This window comes from Nocardioides silvaticus, assembly GCF_003160695.1.
Taxonomy (GTDB): domain Bacteria; phylum Actinomycetota; class Actinomycetes; order Propionibacteriales; family Nocardioidaceae; genus Nocardioides; species Nocardioides silvaticus.
On record NZ_QGDD01000006.1, the window covers coordinates 42116 to 58426 of the forward strand.

Genomic DNA, 16311 nt, shown 5'->3' on the forward strand with positions numbered 1-16311 from the left:
TCCGACACAATCCTCAGAGCCGCGTGTCGGATTCGAACCGACGCCCCTTCGCTTACAAGGCGAACGCTCTGGCCATCTGAGCTAACGCGGCGTGGGCCCATGCGGGCGCGCGGCAATGGTAGTCAGCGCGACGCCTGGACGACGAAAGTACGCCGCCGTGTGACCGGTGCAACGGGTAGCAGCTCGGCCGGAAGTGGGTATTACTACCGATCTCACCAGCGAGTGGACCGGCCGGGGGGTCCGGAAAGAAGCACCACGGAACGATGACCTACGACGACGAGATCAGGCTCACGGAGCTGATCGGGTCGCTGCAGACCTTGCTCCTCAGTACCACCGACATGAAGACGTTCCTCGAGGGCGTCACTGTCGTAGCGGGTTCCGTCGTGGACCCGCCCGCCTCGTGCGGGATCACCACCGTTGTCGACGGACGCCCGACGAGCGTCGCGACCAGCGACCCCCGGGCCGCCGCGCTGGACGAGGCCCAGTACGCCTACGGGTCCGGGCCGTGCCTCGAGGCGATCGAGACCGGAGCGCCGGTCGAGGTGGCGGACCAGGCTGCGGACGAGCGGTGGGCCGAGTACGGCGCTCGTGCGGCCGAGATCGGTCTGCGCTCGTCGCTCAGCATCCCGATGCGCACGGCGGACGGACGCACCCTCGGCGCGGTGAACGTCTACGGCTACGACCGGCCGCGGGAGTTCGGGCCGGAGGAGCGCGAGCGGCTCGAGTCCTTCGCGGACCAGGCGGCGGTCGCGCTGGCGCTCGCACTCCAGCGCGAGGACCTGCACCGGCTCACCGCCCAGCTGGAGCAGGCACTCGTGTCGCGCTCGGTCATCGACCAGGCGATCGGCGTGCTCATGGCCGAGGAGCGGTGCGACGCCCAGGCTGCCTTCGACCTGCTGCGGCAGCACTCCCAGAACCACAACCGCAAGCTGCGGGACGTGGCTGCCGACTTCCTGACCCGCTTCACCGGGCACCGCCCCGCGGACGGCGTCGGGCGGGACGTGCCCGACGACCTGGCACCCGCTTGACAAGGAGGCGTACTGTCGGAGGTGGTTGAGTCAGCAGCCGGGCGGAAGTGATCGCCACTCGGGTTCCACCCAGGAGCTTCCCAGATGTCCGTCCTCTCACCACCGCCTCGCCGACCTCCCGACCTGGTTCTCGGCAGCACCCCGGACCTCGTCGGCGACGACACCCCGGGGAGTCCCGGGTTCCTCCTCGACGTCCGCATCCGGTTCACGCCCAGCCTCCCCGTCGTCCGACTCGGAGGGGAGCTCGACCTCGACTCGGTCCACCTGCTCACCGACGCGCTCGACTCCCTGAACGTCGCCCACTGTCCCGCCGACCTGGTGCTGCTCGACCTCACCGGCGTCACGTTCTGCGACGTGGCCGGGCTCCGTGGGATCGACCGGGGCGCCGAGGCGCTCGCCCGCTCAGGGCGGGAGCTGCTGCTCTACCACGTGCCGACCTGCGTGGAGCGGCTGATGCGGCTGACCGGCATCGGCGCGGGCCTCCAGCAGCGCTGACGCACGGTCAGCGCAGGCGTCGGGCCACGAACCGCGCGGACGGGCCGGCGATGGCGTCCTGCGCCGCGACCAGTGCGAGCTCGCGGGTGCCGGCGTCCAGCGTCGCCTGCAGTACGGCGAACACCGCGTTGGTCGTGCGCTCGACGGCGGTCTGCGGGGAGCCGGTTTCGAGCAGGTGGGCCAGGTAGAGGGCGGCCGTCAGGTCGCCCCCGCCGTTGGGGCCGATCGGCAGCAGGGGAGTGGTGACCGCCCACGCGCCCTCGTCCGACACCGCGACCACGTCGAGCTCCTCCTCGTCGGTGGCCGAGCCGTCCGCGACCCTCGGGTAGCGGACCGAGGTGACGAGCACGTCCCGCGGACCGCGGTCGCGCAGCTCGTCCACGGCGGCGAGCACCTCCTCCGGCGAGGTCGTGGTGCGACCGGTCAGGAAGTCGAGCTCGAAGTGGTTGGGCGTGACGATGTCGGCGTGGGGGACCACCTCGTCGCGCAGGAACTCCGGGATGCCGGGGCGCACGAACACGCCGCGGCCGACGTCGCCGATCACCGGGTCGCAGCAGTACCGCGCGGCCGGGTTGAGCGCCTTGACCTGCGCCACGGCGTCGAGGATCACCGCGCCCATCGCCGGGTCGCCCTGGTAGCCGGACAGGACCGCGTCCGCCGTACCGAGCACCCCGCGGTCCGCGATGCCGGCGATCACCTCGCGCACGTCGTCCGGTGCGAGCAGCGGCCCGCGCCAGGCGCCGTAGCCGGTGTGGTTGGAGAAGTGGACGGTCACCACGGGCCACACCTCGTGGCCGAGGCGCTGCAGCGGGAACACCGCCGCGGAGTTGCCGACATGGCCGTAGGCGACCGAGGACTGGATGGACAGGATCCGCACCCGACGATCCTGTCACCAAACGAATACGAAACACTTTCGTAAACGAACTAGAACAAGTTACAGTTGCCGCGCCGAGTGGAGCGACGAGCAGGGAGACCCAGATGCCCAAGCGCGCAGCGCAGCGCAGCAACGAAGCCGACTACGTGGTGGTGGGGTCGGGGAGCTCCGGCTCGATCGTCGCCGCCCGCCTCGCCCAGTCGGGCGCGAGCGTGATCCTGCTGGAGGCCGGGAAGTCCGACGAGCAGATGCTCACGAAGATCCCCGGGATGATCGGCCCGATGCACGCCGAGCCGAAGATCAAGAAGCTCAACGACTGGGGCTTCTACTCGGTCCCGCAGGAGGGCCTCGACGGGCGTCGCATGCCGACGCCGCGCGGCAAGGTGCTCGGCGGCTCGAGCTCGGTCAACGGCATGGTCTACGTGCGCGGCAACCGCGCCAACTACGACTCCTGGGCGGCCGAGGGCAACACCGGCTGGAGCGCTGACGAGGTCAACGACGCGTTCAAGCGCTACGAGGACTTCGAGGACGGCGAGAACGCCTACCGCGGCGCCGGCGGCCCGATCAAGATCGGTCGCAACAAGACGCCGCAGGAGGCCACCCACCAGTTCATCCAGGCCACCGCCGACACCCTCGGGGTGAAGGTCCTCGACGACTACAACGCCGCCGAGCAGGAGGGCATCGCCCGGATGCAGCAGAACGCCGTCGGCGGACTGCGCTACTCCTCGGCCCGCGGCTTCGTCCACCACCTCAACCCGCCGACGCTCGAGGTGCAGACCCGGGTCCAGGCCACCCGCATCGTCATCGAGAACGGCCGCGCCACCGGCGTCGAGGTCGCCGACCTCGACAAGACCGGGCTGGTCGCCACCACTCGCAGGATGATCCGTGCCGGCAAGGAGGTCATCGTCTCCGCCGGGTTCGTCGGCAGCCCGCAGCTGCTGATGCTGTCGGGCATCGGCCACGCCGACCACCTGTCCTCGGTCGGCATCGACTGCGTCGCCGACCTGCCGGTGGGCGACAACCTGCACGACCACATGTTCCACGCGCTGACGTTCCACGTGCCGACGGTCACGCACCGCGGCACGCCGATCTACTTCGGCAAGGGCCTGGTCCGGGAGAAGACCCGCGGCGGCTCGTTCCTCGCCAACTCGGTGTTCGAGTCGGTCGGCTTCGTCCGCACCTCGCTCGCCACCGACGTGCCGGACCTCCAGCTGCACATGCTGCCGTGGTCCTACCCGACGCCCAACCAGGACGCCCCGGTCCGCCACGAGGTGGACCCGCGCCCGGCGATCACCGTGCTGGCCACGCTGATCTACCCGCGCAGCCGGGGCACGCTCCGGCTCGCGTCCTCCGATCCGCTGACCGCGCCGCTCATCGACTACGGCTACCTCACCGAGCCCGACGACGTCACCGTGCTCGCCGAGGGCACCGAGATGACCCGCGAGATCATGGCCGCCGCCGCCTTCGGCGGTGCGGTCAAGGAGGAGATCCACCCGGGTCCGGCCGTGAAGGGCCAGGAGCTGCGGACCGCCCTGAAGAACCGCGCGACGTCGGTCTACCACGGCGTCGGCACCTGCCGGATGGGCGTCGACGAGCGGGCGGTGGTCACCCCCGAGCTCCAGGTCCGCGGCATCGAGGGACTGCGCGTGGTCGACGCCTCGATCATGCCGTCCATCACCGGCGGCAACACCAACGCGCCGTGCTACATGATCGGCGAGAAGGCCGCCGAGATCATCCTCGGAGGAGCGCCCTCGTGACGACCCCGACCCGTCCGGCCACCCTCACCGACGAGTTCCTCGAGGGCCTCGTCGCTCGGGTCCCCGGCTCCACCGGCGCGACCTGGAAGCTCACCGAGGTCTACACCGGCGAGGTGCTGGTCGAGCTGCCGCAGTCGACGCCCGCCGACATCGAGCGGGCCTTCCAGGAGGCACGCGCCGCGCAGCGGCTCTGGGCGCAGTGGCCGTTGAGGAAGCGGCTCGAGGTGTTCGAGCGTGCGCACACGCTGATGGTCGACAACGCGCTGACCACGGCCGACCTGCTCCAGGCCGAGAGCGGCAAGAACCGGCGGATGGCGGTCGAGGAGACCTGCGACCCGCCGATGGTCATCAGCCACTACCTCAAGCGCGCCCCGAAGGTGCTGGCGCCGAAGAAGCACGGCGGACCGGTGCCGTTCGTCTCCACCTCGACCGAGGTGCATGTGCCCAAGGGCGTCGTCGGGATCATCGCGCCGTGGAACTTCCCGTTCGCGACCGGACTCTCCGACGCCATCCCCGCGCTGATGGCCGGCAACGCCGTCGTCGTGAAGCCGGACAACAAGACGGCTCTCAGCCCGCTCTTCGGCATCAGCCTGCTCGAGCAGGCCGGCCTTCCGAAGGGCCTGTTCCAGGTGGTCTGCGGTGAGGGGCCCGACGTCGGGCCGACGCTCATCGACAACGCGGACTACATCATGTTCACCGGCTCGACCGCGACCGGCCGGGTCATCGGGGAACGGGCCGGCCGCAACCTGATCGGCTGCTGCCTCGAGCTCGGCGGCAAGAACCCGATGATCGTGCTCGACGACCTCGACGCCACCGGCGTGGAGGAGTGGGTCGAGAGCGCGACGTTCGGCGCGTTCGGCAACACCGGGCAGATCTGCATGCACATCGAGCGGATCTACCTCCCCGAGAGCAGGTACGACGAGCTGCGGGACGCCTTCGTGAAGCGGGCCAGCAGCCTGCGGATCGGCGCGTCGTACGACTTCGGGCCGGAGATCGGCAGCCTGGTCTCGCCCGACCACCGCGACCGGGTCGCCTCGCACGTCGAGGACGCCGTCGCGAAGGGGGCGACCGTGCTGACCGGTGGCCGCGCGCGGCCGGACCTCGGCCCGGCCTTCTTCGAGCCGACCGTGCTCGAGGGCGTCACCAAGGACATGCTCGCCGGGCACACCGAGACGTTCGGCCCGGTCGTCGGTCTCTACCGCTACCGGTCGATCGACGAGGCCGTGCGGCTCGCCAACGACACCGACTACGGGCTCAACGCGTCGGTCTGGGGCAACGACCTGGCGCGCGCGGAGGCGATCGCCGCGCGCATCGAGTCGGGGAACGTCAACATCAACGACGCGCTGGCGACGGCGTACGCGTCGAAGGCGACGCCGTCCGGCGGTGTGAAGACCTCCGGCGTGGGTGCGCGGCACGGCGACCAGGGGCTGCTGAAGTACACCGACGTCAAGAACGTCGCGACGCTGAAGAAGCAGGTCCTCGGCGCCCGGCCGGGCCAGGACTACGACGCCTACGTCAAGCAGATGCTCCAGTCGCTGAAGCTGATGCGTCGCCTCCGCGTGCGCTGAGGTCGGACCCGGCGAGCGTGTCGCCGGGCCCGACCCGGGGTGATCATGCCTCGATCGCCTGCGTCTCGACCGCCGGCGTGGCGCCCGCGATCTCGATCTTGCGCGGCTTGGCCTTCTCGGCGACGGGTACGACGAGCCGGAGCACGCCGTTGTCGTAGCCGGCCTCGATCTTCGTCAGGTCGAGGTTGTCGCCGAGGACGAGCTGGCGGCTGAACTGGCCGTGGGTCCGCTCGGACGCGAGGCGCTGCCAGTCGCCGTTGCCGGCGACCCGCTCGGCCCGGACGGTCAGGACGTTGCGCTCGACGTCGATGTCGATGCTGTCGCGGCTGACGCCCGGCAGGTCGAACTCGATGACGAACCGGTCACCCTCGCGCCAGGCGTCCATCGGCATGACGGCGGGACGGTTGGTCGTGCCCGCGGACCCGAGCAGCTGGCTGGCCAGGCGGTCGAAGTCGCGGAACGGGTCGGTGGTGCGCAGCAACATGGTTCCTCCTCCGGTGGAAGGCCGGACCTGCGTCCGGCGGTTTCGATTACCTGTAATGACGGTTATAGATCATCTATTCCTCTAAGATCAAGTCCTGACGCGGAGTCGTCGATCAGCCGGAGGAGGTAGCGATGCCAGGGGAGCAGGTGCGCGGCGTCTACGCCATCTCGGTGGCCGCCGACCTGGTGTCGATGCAGGTCCAGAACCTGCGGGTCTACGAGCGTCGCGGGCTGGTCGAGCCGGCGCGGACGCCTGGTGGCTCGCGCCTCTACAGCCGCGCGGACATCGAGCGGCTGCACCGGATCCGCGACCTGCTCGGTGAGGGGCTCAACCTCGCCGGTATCGCCCGCGTGCTCGAGCTCGAGGGCGAGGTGTCCCGGCTCCGGAAGGAGAACGAGCGGCTGCGCGGCTCATGAGGCCTGGTCGCGTGCGGCCGGCGGCAGGTCGTCGTACGACGCGGTCGGCGCGGCCAACGGGTCCGCGGGCAGCAGCGCGACCTGCTCGCGACACCACTGGGACACCTCCCTGCTCCCGTCGAGCACACCCGCGCGGAAGTCCTCCCAGGGCTCCCAGACGGCGTCGGCCACCTCGTCGGCGTCCGGGGCCACCGGCTCGGTGACCGTCGCTGCGAACACCGGGCACATCTCGTTCTCCACGACGCCGTCCAGCTCTGCGCGGTAGCGGAACCCGGGCAGCAGCAGTCGGAGCTCGACGACGTCCGTCCCGAGCTCCTGCCGGACCCGCCGGCGAACCGCCTCCGCGATGCCCTCGCCGGGCCCCGGGTGCCCGCAGCAGGCGTTGGTCCAGACCCCCGCGAAGGTCTGCTTGTGCAGCGCCCTCCGCGTGACGAGGACCTGGCCCCGACCGTCGAACAGGTAGCAGGAGAACGCCAGGTGCAACGGGGTGTCGGCGTGGTGGACCGAGCGTTTGTCGGCCTGCCCGATCGCTCGTCCGGCCTCGTCGAGCAGGACGACGCTCTCGGCGTCGGTCGGGAGGGTCCTGGGATCGGTCGTCATGACAGCACCTCATCAGTGGGGGGACAGGGACGGGAGGGCGCGGTCGATCGACGTCCGGCACGCCGGGCGAGCACTGCGGCGGAGACGGCAAGACCTGCGAGCGCCCAGCCGGCGAGCACGTCGACCACGTAGTGCTCCCCGGTGTAGACCAGCGTCAGCGCCATGGCGAGCGCATACGCGAGCAGCACGGTCCGCGCGGTCGCGGCGACCGAGGGCCAGACGAACAACGCGACGAGCAGGGCCGCGCCGGCGTGCAGCGACGGCATGGCAGCGACGGGGTTGCTGCCTTGCTGACCGAGCTCGGTCAGCCGGGCGACCGCGTCGACCTGCAGCCACTCCCAGCCCAGGTGGGAGATCCGGTCGACGCGGCCGATGTCGGCGCGCTCGGACGCCAGCCAGGGAGGCGCCGCCGGGTAGAGGACGTAGCCCGCGATCCCGACCAGCGCGAAGGACAGGACGGCCACCAACCACTCCCGGAACCGCTCCCGGAGGCAGAACCAGACGATCGCTGTGAGGACGGGCAGCGAGACGAAGTGGGTGACGTAGACCAGCGCAGCCACGGCGTCGTACCACTGCGCGGAGCCGTCGACGAGCCGCTCCTGCAGCCACACGGTCGGCACCGCGCCGAACATCCGCTCGTCGGCCCGGGCCGGACCGAGGACGTGGAGGGGCGCGCCGACCCGGTTGACGTCGGCGCCCTCCCCGCGCCCGAGCGGCGCGGTGACCCACTGGGCGACCCAGTACGCGACCAGGATCGCGCTCAGCGGCGACCACGCGATGAGCAGCTGCGCGATCGGCCCGTGCCGGGACGTCTCGCTCGTCGCGGTCCGTCCGCGCTGGTCGACCGCCTCGGCGTTCTCGGTGTTCTCGCTGCGGACATCGGTCATGCGCTGCCTCCCCGCAGCGCGAGCTTGTCGATCAGGCCCTGGGTGCGGAACCGGTTGTACCGCTGGATGAGCACGAAGGGCAGGTTGACCGCCACGCCGTACGTCACCAGCAGCGCGGACGCGAGCGGCGGGTTCCACAGCATGAACACCGGACCGCAGGCGAGGCACCACCAGTGCGCCAGCTCGGCCCTGCGCGTCTCGCGCACGAACAGCTCGAGACCTGCGCGGTCGCGGGCAGGCAGTCGTCGCTTGCTCACCCCGCCGCGGAACAAGCCGCCCGCCTCCGGCACCCGGTCCTTCCAGCGGTGGATCCGCAACCTCTGGCGGTACCACGTCCCGCGCGCCTCGAAGGCCCGCGGTCGCAGCAGCCACCCGTCACGGCCGAGTCGGTCGTCGCCGAGGCGGTAGGCCGCATACCCGCTGATGGTGTGGAAGGCGCCCCAGGCCGCGACGTCCACGAGGATCGTCAGCCACTGCGGCATGACCAGGCGCAACACTCAGGCCACCTCCCCGGAGCGACCGGCCCTGCGCAGGTCCACGTCCCGGCCGCGCCACCGCACCGATCGACGCACGACGGTCAGGACAGCGGAACGGGCGAAGATCGCGTCGAAGGCGAGGAGGGGAACCGGGAACACCGCCCACGCCCACCGCCGGAAGCCGCCGATGCGCCCCAGGATCGCGCGCAGCTGCACCGCCAGCAGCGCCCAACCCGCCGCCCAGAGGAGGGGGTGACCCGCGGCGGGGCCGTCGCTGCCGGAGGCGACCTCGACCACGGACAGCGCGGCGCCGACGGCGACGGCGTGATGGGCGGCGACCCACCCGACGGTCAGGAGCGCGGCGACCGGTGAGGCGGCCGAGGCGCCGGATGCGATGTTCTTCGTCCACCCGGCGGCGAGCTGCCGGATCCCGTCGGGGTAGCTCCGCATCGAGATCGCCCTCCCTCCCAGCGTGCACCGCACAGGGAGTCCGGCGCGGGCGTAGGCCCGGGCGAGCGCCACGTCGTCGAGGATCTCGCCACGGACGGCGGCGTGACCCCCGGCGCGGCGGTAGTCCTCACGCGTGGTCAGCAGGCAGGGACCGAACGCCATCGGGCGCGAGGGGACGCGGCGGCCGAACGCACCACTGGCCATCACCGCCACCACGTTGAAGTAGGCGGACAGCTGCTCGTGGGGACGCTGGGTCCGGTGGTATGGCTGGACGGACACCAGCCCGCCGTCGCGGTCGCGGAGGTCGAGCAGGCCGGCGAGGGCGTCGGGCGTCGACAGGACGGTGTCGGCGTCGAGGAAGAGCAGCAGGTCGCCGACGGCTTCCTCCGCCCCGCGGTGACAGGCCCAGGCCTTCCCGGTCCAGCCCGGCGGGGGAGCTGCCGCCGGCAGCACCCTGGCACCGGCGGCTCGTGCGACCGCCGCCGTGCGGTCGCGGGACCCGTCGTCCACCACGATCACCTCGGCGACGGGGACGGTGAGGTCGCGGAGCGACCCGAGGAGGCCGGGCAGGGTGCGCTCCTCGTCGCGCGCCGGGACGACCACCGACACGGACGATGCGCTGCCCGACGACCGCTGCGCCGCGTCCGGGACCCGGCGCAGGCCCCGGACCAGCCACTGCCCGCCGGCCGCGGCCAGGAGCAGGACGACGGCGAGCACGGACGTGGTCATGGCGTCCCGGTCCGCGGGGTGAGGATCAGGGGCATGCCGCCCTGCGGGTGGACCGCTACCTGTGCCCGGGGCTCCGGGCGTTGCCAGCCCGTCGGCAACCCGACCCGGTGGCTCTCGAGCAGCCGACCGAGGACGACCGTCATCTCGCCGAGCGCGAAGGCGCGCCCGATGCACAGGCGCGGGCCCTGGCCGAAGGGGAGGTACGCGTGGCGCCCCGCGTCGGCGTCGAGGAACCGGTCCGGGCGGAACGAAGCGGGCTCGGACCACGTGACCGGTCGCCGGTGGACGAGCCAGGGGCTGATGATGGCGAGCGTCCCGGCCGGGACGGCGACGCCCCCGAGGACGTCGGCCTGCTCGGCGCGTCGCGACACCACCCAAGCAGGCGGGTAGAGGCGCAGCGCCTCGTCGATGACTGCCCGCGTCCACGGCAGCTGGGCCCGGTGGTCGAGCAACGTCGCCGGCCTGCCCAGCGAGGCCAGCTCGGCGCGCACCCGGTCCTGCACCTGCGGGTGCTCGGCGAGCAACATCAGCGTCCAGGTGAGGCTGGCGGCCACCGTCTCGTGGCCGGCGATGACCATGGTGACGAGCTCGTCGCGGATCTCCTGGTCGGGGAGGCCGCTGTCCAGGAGAAGGCCGAGCAGGTCGTCGCCGTGCTCTCCGGGCAGCGCCGGCCCACGCGCCCGCCGTTGGGCGATGAGCTCGGAGGTGATCACGTCGAGACGGCGCCGGGTGGTGCGCAACCGGAGGTTCAGCACCGTGGGCGCCCACTCCGCCGTCGGCAGGATCGACCGGCCCAGGCGGACCACCAGCTCGGCTGCCCTGCTCGTGGCGCGCAACAGGTCGCGGGCGTGCCCGGTCAGGTCGGCGGAGAACAGTGCCCGCCCGACCGCGTCGAGGGCGATCCGGTGCATCAGCGAGGAGACGTCGACGACGGAGCCGGCGGGTGCCGGTCCCCCTGGCACGGCGGACCGGATCGCTTCGTCCGCCGCCGCGTGCACCTGGGTGCTCACGACCGCGAGCCGCTCGTGGTGGAAGGCCGGCGCCGCTGCGCGCCGGTGCTGCATCCAGCTGGGCTCCGCGGACGCCAGCAGGCCGGGTCCGGTGACGCGGCCGAGCGCGGCGTACTGAACGGTCCGCTTGCTCCAGTGCCGGGCGCCGGTCTGCAGCACGTGGCGCACGTCGGCGGGGTCGTTGAGCAGCAGCGCCGGCGTGCCGGGCACCGGGAAGGCGACCAGGTCGCCGTACTCCTGCTGGACGTCGACGAGGTACGACAACGGGTCGCGACGGATGGAGCGGAACGCGCGGGCCATGTCGCCGGGTGTCGGACCGGGGACGCCGATCTCCATCGGCCTCATCGCCTGGAAGCGGTCGCTGACGGTCACGCCGGGTCCTCCCCGGCGCGGCGACCGAGCCAGGTCCACACGACGCACGTGGTCAGGACCAGCCCGAAGCCGAAAGCCAGGTCCTCGACCGGCGCGTAGACGATCCGGCCGTCCCCCAGGAACGTGGTGCTCCCGGAGCCGACGATGCTCCCGCCGTCGTAGCGGACGATCCCGCGGCCGGTCAGCCAGCCGTTGGTGAGCAGCTGGAAGAACACGATGATGGCGTACGCCGACCACCAGTCCCTGGAGCTGGTCAACTGGGTGCGGGCGACCCAGCGGTCGACGACGAGGGCGGCGAGCACCCCGATCACCGCGAGCGCTGTGTAGGTCACCGGTCCACCTCGGCGTCGCGCCTGAACCCGGACCGCCGGACCACCCGGACCGCCTCGAGCGTCAGCACGGAGACGACGGGGATGACGACGAAGAACCCGATCTCCTCCAGCGGCAGACCCCCGAGACGCCACGGCAGGGTCTGGGCGTCGTCGAACCACCAGTGCCCGGCACCGGTCGCGTAGAGGTCCCACAGGAGGAACGGCGAGCCGGCCAGGAGGACCGTGAGGACCAGCCGACGGGGCTGACGGAGCACCCGCAGCCGGAACGCCGGCACCAGGGGAAGCGTGCCGGCGAGGCAGAAGGCCAGCATCGCGACGTACGACCAGTGCGGCGCGCTCATCCGGGCACCGGGAACGCGGACCGGTCACCGCTGAGCCGCTTGAGGACGAGCTCGGCGCTGATCAGGCACATGGGGAGGCCCACGCCCGGCACCGTGCTCGCGCCCGCGTAGAGAAGGCCCTCGACCTTGGCCGAGGCGTTGCCGGGCCGGAAGAACGCGCTCTGGCGGAGCGTGTGCTCGAGGCCGAGCGCGCCACCGCGCCAGGAGTTGTAGCGGGTGGCGAAGTCCTCGGGCCCGACGGTGTGCCGTACCCGGATCCGGCTCCGCAGGTCGGGGACGCCGGCCCACGAGGCCACCTGGTCGATCGCGGCGTCGGCGGCCCGCTCCACCTCCGGCGAACCCTGCCCGTCGTCGCCACCGTGCCCGATCGCGGTGTCGGCGGGCACCGGCACCAGGACGAACAGGTTCTCGTGCCCCGCGGGCGCGACCGTGGCGTCGGTCTCCGACGGCTTGCAGACGTAGATGGAGGCGGGGTCCGGCACCCGCGTGTCGGGGCCGAAGATGTCGCCGAAGTTCCGCGCCCAGTCGGAGGTGAAGAAGAGGGTGTGGTGGGCCAGCTCGGGGAGCCGTCCCTCGACACCGAGCATCGCCAGCACCGCGCCCGGCCCCGGGGACCGGCGGGTCCACGCGCCCTCGGGATGGGTCTGCAGCTCCCAGGGCAGCAGCTGTGTCTCGATGTGGTGCAGGTCCGCGGCGCCGACGACCACATCGGCGGCCGTCGTGGTGACGCGACCGTCCCGGTCCCGGTGCTCCACCCCGGTCGCGACCGCCCTCCTGCCGCGGGAGCCGGGACGCGTCGTGATCGACGTGACCGCGGTGCCGGTGTGCAGGCGCGCCCCGTGTCGTCGGGCGACGTCGGCGATCACCTCGATCAGCCGGGCGAAGCCGCCCTGCGGGTAGAGCACCCGGTCCCCGAGGTCGAGCCGGCTCATCAGGTGGTAGAGGCTGGGGGCCCGGCTCGGTGACGAGCCGAGGAAGACGGCGGGATATCCCAGGACCTGCTGGATCCGTCGGTCGGAGAACGTCGCTGCGACGTGGCTCTCCAAGGATCGCGTCAGCAGCCGGCCGAGCTTGGGCGTCCGTCGTACGACGTCGGGGTGGAGCAGCGCCGTCGGCGAGTCGAAGCTCGTGTAGAGGAATCGCCGAAGAGCCATGTCGTAGGAGTCCTCGGCCGAGCGCAGGTAGTCGTCGAACCTCGCGCCCGCGCCGGGTTCCAGGCTCTCGAAGAGTGCCCGGTTGTGCGCACGGTCGGGGCGGACGTCGACAGGCTCGGCGTGCTCCTCGAAGTAGACGCGGTAGCTCGGGTCGAGCGCGGTCAGGTCCAGCTCGGCGTCCGTGCTGGTGCCGAGCAGCGAGAAGAAGTGGTCGAAGACCTCGGGCATCAGGTACCACGACGCGCCGGTGTCGAAGCGGAACCCTTCGCGCTCCACGCAGCCCACGCGTCCGCCGAGCTCGTCGTTCTGCTCGAGCAGGTCGACGCTGTGGCCCCGGGAGGCCAGCAGGGCGGCCGTCGCCAGCCCGGCGATGCCGCCGCCGATGACGACGACGCGACGCGCGGCCGCGTCCGCGGTCGCCGGTCGGCCGACGAGCCGTTCGGCGAGCCTCGACGTCACGACCGGCCTCCGTGGATCGCGCCGGCGGCGAGCCGCAGCTTGACCGCGGCAGGCACCCGGACGCGCCGGCGGCGGATCTCTCCGGCCGGGGTCGCGCGGAGCCGGGACGCCAGCTCGGCGAAGGTCGCGTGGGCGGCGCGGACCGCGCGGCGACTGCTCGACGGCAGGTCCTCGACGACCTCCGCCGCGGCGTGGAGGTCGCCGTCGATGTCGTCGAGGATCCGGTCGCGGTCGGCGTCGCAGAAACCGTCGACGTCCAGTCCGGGGAAGTAGTCCCGCCGCAGCACGTCGTGGTCCTCGGCCAGGTCGCGCAGGAAGTTGAGCTTCTGGAACGCGGCGCCGAGGTGGCGCGCCCCGGGGGCGAGGCGCTCGTAGGCCGTCTCCCGGTCGGCTGGGCCGTCCGGCGCGGCGAGGAACGTGCGCAGGCACATCAGGCCGACCACCTCCGCCGAGCCGTAGACGTAGCGGTCGAAGGTCTCGGGGGTGTGGGCGGTCGTGTCGAGGTCCATCCGCATGGACGCGAAGAACGGCGCGACGACGTCCTCGCCGATGCCGACCGCCGAGGCGGTCCGGGCGAAGGCGTGCACGACGAGGTTGCCGCTGTAGCCGGCGTCCAGGGCGTGCCGCACGTCCTGCTCGAGCCAGGTCAGCATGGTCGCCCGGGTCTCCCGCTCCAGGGTGGGATCGGGGTTGTCGACCACCTCGTCCGCGACGCGCACCAGTGCGTAGACGTTGCGTACCTGCGTCCTCACCGGCTCGGCGAGCAACCGGGAAGCGAGCCCGAAGGAGCTCGAGTACTCGCGGATGACGACGGCCGCGCTGTCCTCCGCCACGGTGTCGTAGAGGGTCCGTCCGGGCGCGTGGCGGAGGAAGAAGCTCATGCTGCGGCCTCGCGTCCGTCGGCAGGGACCGCCGACCGGCCGGCCTGGGCAGTGAGGACGTCGATCGCGATCCCGAGCTCGTCGAGGACCCGGCGGCTCGCCACCAGGTGCTGCTCCACCAGCTCCTCGACGAACCGGCGCGAGCCGGACGTGGCGAGCAGCCGCCGGACCTCGGCGAGCTCCGCCTCCGCCAGGTCGCGTCCCAGGAACGTCTGGATCCGCTCCCACTCGGGCGTCGATCGGGCGTGCGCCATCAGCGGTGTCTGCTTGCCGGTGCGGAGGTCGCCCGTGGTGCTCTTGCCGGAGCGCGCCGGGTCGCCGAAGACGCCGATGAGGTCGTCGGCCAGCTGGAAGGCGATCCCCATCGCCCGGCCGGCCTCCTCCAGGCGATGGGTCGTGCCGTCGTCCGCCCCGGCAAGCACTGCGCCCGCCTGGAGCGGGAGGGAGAAGGAGTAGGCACTGGTCTTCTGCTCGGCCATGGTGAGGCTCTCGGCCAGCGAGGCGGGGGCGAGCCCCAGCGACAGGCGCACGTCGGCCAGCTCGCCGGCAGCCGTGGTGTGCAGCGCGCCGTCGAGCAGGTCGAGCAGTCGGCGCACGACAGGGACCGGCGCCCCGCAGGTGGCCACGGCGCGGACCGCGGCGGCGAGAGCGAGGTCGCCGGCGAGGATGGCGGCCGCGGCGCCGTACTCCTCCGCCGCAGCATCGCCGGCGCCGGCGCCGGTCGCCTGCTCTCGGAAGGTGCCGCTGACGTTGAGGCGCCCGCGGCGCACGTGGTCGCCGTCGATCACGTCGTCGTGGATGACGAACGCGGTGTGCAGCAGCTCGATGGCGGCTCCGACCTCCGCGGCCGCGGCGGGGCGGTTGCCGCCCAGCGCGTCGTGGGTCGCGACGACGAGGGCCGGCCGGAACCTCTTGCCGCCCTCGGTGGCGAGGCAGAGCGCGTCCCACAGGCGGGCGTGCTCCGGGTCGATCAACGCGGCGCGGGCCCGGCCGTCGTCGAGCAGGTGGTGCAGGGCTTCGTCGGTGGTGCGTGCGGTCATCGGTCGGTCCTCTCCGCTTCGCCGCGGTGTCGTTGCCCTAACCTATGCAATAGTTGCAAATAAAACCTATGCAGGTTGAGGAGGTCGGCAGTTGTCCCCGGGATCCGCCGCTCTGACGATCGGCGAGCTTGCCGTCCGTACGGGGGTACCCACTGCGACGCTGCGCAGCTGGGAAGCGCGCTACGGATTTCCGCGACCTGCCCGTCCCGGTGGGGGCCACCGCCGGTACTCGGAGTCCGACGTCGACGCGGTGTTGGAGGTGCTGCGCCGTCGGCAGGAGGGCGTCAGCCTGAGGGCGGCGCTCCGTGACGTCACACCCCAGCCCTATCCCTCGCGCTCGGTCTACGCGGAGCTGCGCCGTCGCCATCCGCAGCTGGTGCCGCAGGTGCTCTCGAAGCGGAGCCTGGTCGCGCTCAGCCGGGCCATCGAGGACGAGTGCTGCGCCCGCGCCGCGCAGCCGGTCCTGTTCGGCGGGTTCCAGCACGAGAAGCACCTGCGCGACTCGCTCGCACGCTGGGACGAGCTCGCCCGCACCGCGAGGGCGACGGTGGCCTTCGCGCGCCTCTCCGATCCCGCCGGTCCCGTCGATCTCCTGGGGCGTCGGTCGGGGCGCGTGGTCGCGGTCGACCTGCCGGTCGAGGCGCCGCTCAACCGGGAGTGGCTCGTCGTGTGCGACGCGGCGGACCTGCCCGCCTGCATGACCGCGGTGGAGATGCCGGGGCGGGAGCGGGCGGTCGACGGGAGCCGCCGGTTCGAGGTCCTGTGGTCGGTGGACCCGCAGATCGTCCGCGCCGCCGGACGGGTGGCGGCCTCGCTCGCCGATCAGTACGCGCCGGGCTGGCGCCCCGCCGACCTGGTCCTCGCCGTCGACGACCCGCCGCGGGCGTCGGCCGACCTCGACCGGGCTGCGGGCCTCTTCAACCGGATGCTGGGCTACCTCGAGGCATCCGACCGGTAG

Annotated in this window: 18 protein-coding genes and 1 tRNA gene; 6 read left to right on the plus strand and 13 right to left on the minus strand. The window is 72.3% G+C overall.

Going from position 1 to position 16311, the window contains the following annotated elements; all coding sequences use genetic code 11:
• Positions 1–17: 17 nt before the first annotated feature.
• Positions 18–91 (minus strand) — tRNA-Thr (locus DJ010_RS13605).
• Positions 92–263: 172 nt separating this feature from the next.
• On the opposite strand from DJ010_RS13605, the gene DJ010_RS13610 reads away from it, so the two are divergent.
• Both DJ010_RS13610 and DJ010_RS13615 read left to right on the plus strand, forming a co-directional pair.
• Positions 264–1028, plus strand: a complete 765-nt coding sequence (locus tag DJ010_RS13610; protein ID WP_109694649.1) for a GAF and ANTAR domain-containing protein — start codon at positions 264–266, stop codon at positions 1026–1028.
• An 84-nt stretch (positions 1029–1112) separates the two neighbouring features.
• Positions 1113–1523, plus strand: a complete 411-nt coding sequence (locus DJ010_RS13615) for an STAS domain-containing protein (RefSeq protein ID WP_109694651.1) — start codon at positions 1113–1115, stop codon at positions 1521–1523.
• 7 nt (positions 1524–1530) lie between these two features.
• On the opposite strand, the gene pdxY is transcribed toward DJ010_RS13615, so the two are convergent.
• Positions 1531–2400, minus strand: coding sequence for a pyridoxal kinase PdxY (pdxY, locus tag DJ010_RS13620; RefSeq protein ID WP_109694653.1), 870 nt, complete (start codon positions 2398–2400; stop codon positions 1531–1533).
• A gap of 101 nt (positions 2401–2501) precedes the next feature.
• Between pdxY and DJ010_RS13625 the strand changes: the two genes are divergently transcribed.
• Together DJ010_RS13625 and DJ010_RS13630 are read left to right on the plus strand one after the other, a co-directional pair.
• Positions 2502–4154 carry a GMC family oxidoreductase gene (locus DJ010_RS13625; protein ID WP_109694654.1) on the plus strand — a complete coding sequence of 551 codons (1653 nt, stop codon included), beginning with the start codon at positions 2502–2504 and terminating at the stop codon, positions 4152–4154.
• A complete protein-coding gene (locus tag DJ010_RS13630; protein WP_109694656.1) occupies positions 4151–5722 on the plus strand; it encodes a succinic semialdehyde dehydrogenase in 1572 nt (523 codons plus the stop codon). Before DJ010_RS13625 ends, DJ010_RS13630 begins: the two co-directional genes overlap by 4 nt.
• Positions 5723–5765: 43 nt before the next feature.
• Here the strand turns inward: DJ010_RS13630 and DJ010_RS13635 are convergent, their stop codons facing one another.
• Entirely contained in the window at positions 5766–6206 is a 441-nt protein-coding gene (locus tag DJ010_RS13635; protein WP_109694658.1) for an Hsp20/alpha crystallin family protein, read from the minus strand.
• Between the two features lie 131 nt (positions 6207–6337).
• On the opposite strand from DJ010_RS13635, the gene DJ010_RS13640 reads away from it, so the two are divergent.
• Entirely contained in the window at positions 6338–6622 is a 285-nt protein-coding gene (locus DJ010_RS13640; RefSeq protein WP_109694660.1) for a MerR family transcriptional regulator, read from the plus strand.
• On the opposite strand, the gene idi is transcribed toward DJ010_RS13640, so the two are convergent.
• Genes idi through DJ010_RS13690 form a run of 10 tightly spaced genes read right to left on the minus strand, consistent with a single transcriptional unit; the run spans position 6617 to position 15353 of the window.
• Positions 6617–7222 carry an isopentenyl-diphosphate Delta-isomerase gene (gene idi, locus DJ010_RS13645; protein ID WP_109694661.1) on the minus strand — a complete coding sequence of 202 codons (606 nt, stop codon included), beginning with the start codon at positions 7220–7222 and terminating at the stop codon, positions 6617–6619. The genes DJ010_RS13640 and idi overlap by 6 nt on opposite strands.
• Positions 7219–8109, minus strand: coding sequence for a phosphatase PAP2 family protein (locus tag DJ010_RS13650; RefSeq protein ID WP_109694663.1), 891 nt, complete (start codon positions 8107–8109; stop codon positions 7219–7221). The genes idi and DJ010_RS13650 overlap by 4 nt, the downstream gene beginning before the upstream one ends.
• Positions 8106–8606, minus strand: a complete 501-nt coding sequence (locus DJ010_RS13655; RefSeq protein ID WP_109694665.1) for a glycosyl-4,4'-diaponeurosporenoate acyltransferase CrtO family protein — start codon at positions 8604–8606, stop codon at positions 8106–8108. The genes DJ010_RS13650 and DJ010_RS13655 overlap by 4 nt, the downstream gene beginning before the upstream one ends.
• The gene (locus DJ010_RS13660) at positions 8607–9764 is read right to left on the minus strand and encodes a glycosyltransferase (protein ID WP_109694667.1); all 1158 of its coding nucleotides are present in this window, start codon (positions 9762–9764) and stop codon (positions 8607–8609) included.
• Positions 9761–11146 carry a cytochrome P450 gene (locus tag DJ010_RS13665; RefSeq protein ID WP_109694669.1) on the minus strand — a complete coding sequence of 462 codons (1386 nt, stop codon included), beginning with the start codon at positions 11144–11146 and terminating at the stop codon, positions 9761–9763. Before DJ010_RS13665 ends, DJ010_RS13660 begins: the two co-directional genes overlap by 4 nt.
• Positions 11143–11478 (minus strand): lycopene cyclase domain-containing protein, encoded by a 336-nt coding sequence (locus tag DJ010_RS13670; RefSeq protein ID WP_109694671.1) that lies wholly within the window; start codon positions 11476–11478, stop codon positions 11143–11145. The genes DJ010_RS13665 and DJ010_RS13670 overlap by 4 nt, the downstream gene beginning before the upstream one ends.
• Positions 11475–11819: a lycopene cyclase domain-containing protein gene (locus DJ010_RS13675; protein WP_109694673.1), complete on the minus strand. Its 345-nt coding sequence runs from the start codon at positions 11817–11819 to the stop codon at positions 11475–11477. The genes DJ010_RS13670 and DJ010_RS13675 overlap by 4 nt, the downstream gene beginning before the upstream one ends.
• Positions 11816–13432: a phytoene desaturase family protein gene (gene crtI / locus DJ010_RS13680; protein ID WP_109694675.1), complete on the minus strand. Its 1617-nt coding sequence runs from the start codon at positions 13430–13432 to the stop codon at positions 11816–11818. The genes DJ010_RS13675 and crtI overlap by 4 nt, the downstream gene beginning before the upstream one ends.
• A complete protein-coding gene (locus tag DJ010_RS13685) occupies positions 13429–14313 on the minus strand; it encodes a phytoene/squalene synthase family protein (RefSeq protein ID WP_109694677.1) in 885 nt (294 codons plus the stop codon). Before DJ010_RS13685 ends, crtI begins: the two co-directional genes overlap by 4 nt.
• Positions 14310–15353, minus strand: coding sequence for a polyprenyl synthetase family protein (locus DJ010_RS13690; protein ID WP_109694679.1), 1044 nt, complete (start codon positions 15351–15353; stop codon positions 14310–14312). Before DJ010_RS13690 ends, DJ010_RS13685 begins: the two co-directional genes overlap by 4 nt.
• A gap of 91 nt (positions 15354–15444) precedes the next feature.
• Between DJ010_RS13690 and DJ010_RS13695 the strand changes: the two genes are divergently transcribed.
• Positions 15445–16311 carry a DICT sensory domain-containing protein gene (locus DJ010_RS13695; RefSeq protein WP_109694681.1) on the plus strand — a complete coding sequence of 289 codons (867 nt, stop codon included), beginning with the start codon at positions 15445–15447 and terminating at the stop codon, positions 16309–16311.

Coding starts and splice junctions, on each gene's coding strand:
- DJ010_RS13610 (WP_109694649.1), top strand. CDS start 264: ATGACCTACGACGACGAGATCAGGCTCACGGAGCTGATCGGGTCGCTG.
- DJ010_RS13615 (WP_109694651.1), top strand. CDS start 1,113: ATGTCCGTCCTCTCACCACCGCCTCGCCGACCTCCCGACCTGGTTCTC.
- DJ010_RS13625 (WP_109694654.1), top strand. CDS start 2,502: ATGCCCAAGCGCGCAGCGCAGCGCAGCAACGAAGCCGACTACGTGGTG.
- DJ010_RS13635 (WP_109694658.1), bottom strand. CDS start 6,206: ATGTTGCTGCGCACCACCGACCCGTTCCGCGACTTCGACCGCCTGGCC.
- DJ010_RS13640 (WP_109694660.1), top strand. CDS start 6,338: ATGCCAGGGGAGCAGGTGCGCGGCGTCTACGCCATCTCGGTGGCCGCC.
- idi (WP_109694661.1), bottom strand. CDS start 7,222: ATGACGACCGATCCCAGGACCCTCCCGACCGACGCCGAGAGCGTCGTC.
- DJ010_RS13650 (WP_109694663.1), bottom strand. CDS start 8,109: ATGACCGATGTCCGCAGCGAGAACACCGAGAACGCCGAGGCGGTCGAC.
- DJ010_RS13660 (WP_109694667.1), bottom strand. CDS start 9,764: ATGACCACGTCCGTGCTCGCCGTCGTCCTGCTCCTGGCCGCGGCCGGC.
- DJ010_RS13675 (WP_109694673.1), bottom strand. CDS start 11,819: ATGAGCGCGCCGCACTGGTCGTACGTCGCGATGCTGGCCTTCTGCCTC.
- DJ010_RS13685 (WP_109694677.1), bottom strand. CDS start 14,313: ATGAGCTTCTTCCTCCGCCACGCGCCCGGACGGACCCTCTACGACACC.
- DJ010_RS13690 (WP_109694679.1), bottom strand. CDS start 15,353: ATGACCGCACGCACCACCGACGAAGCCCTGCACCACCTGCTCGACGAC.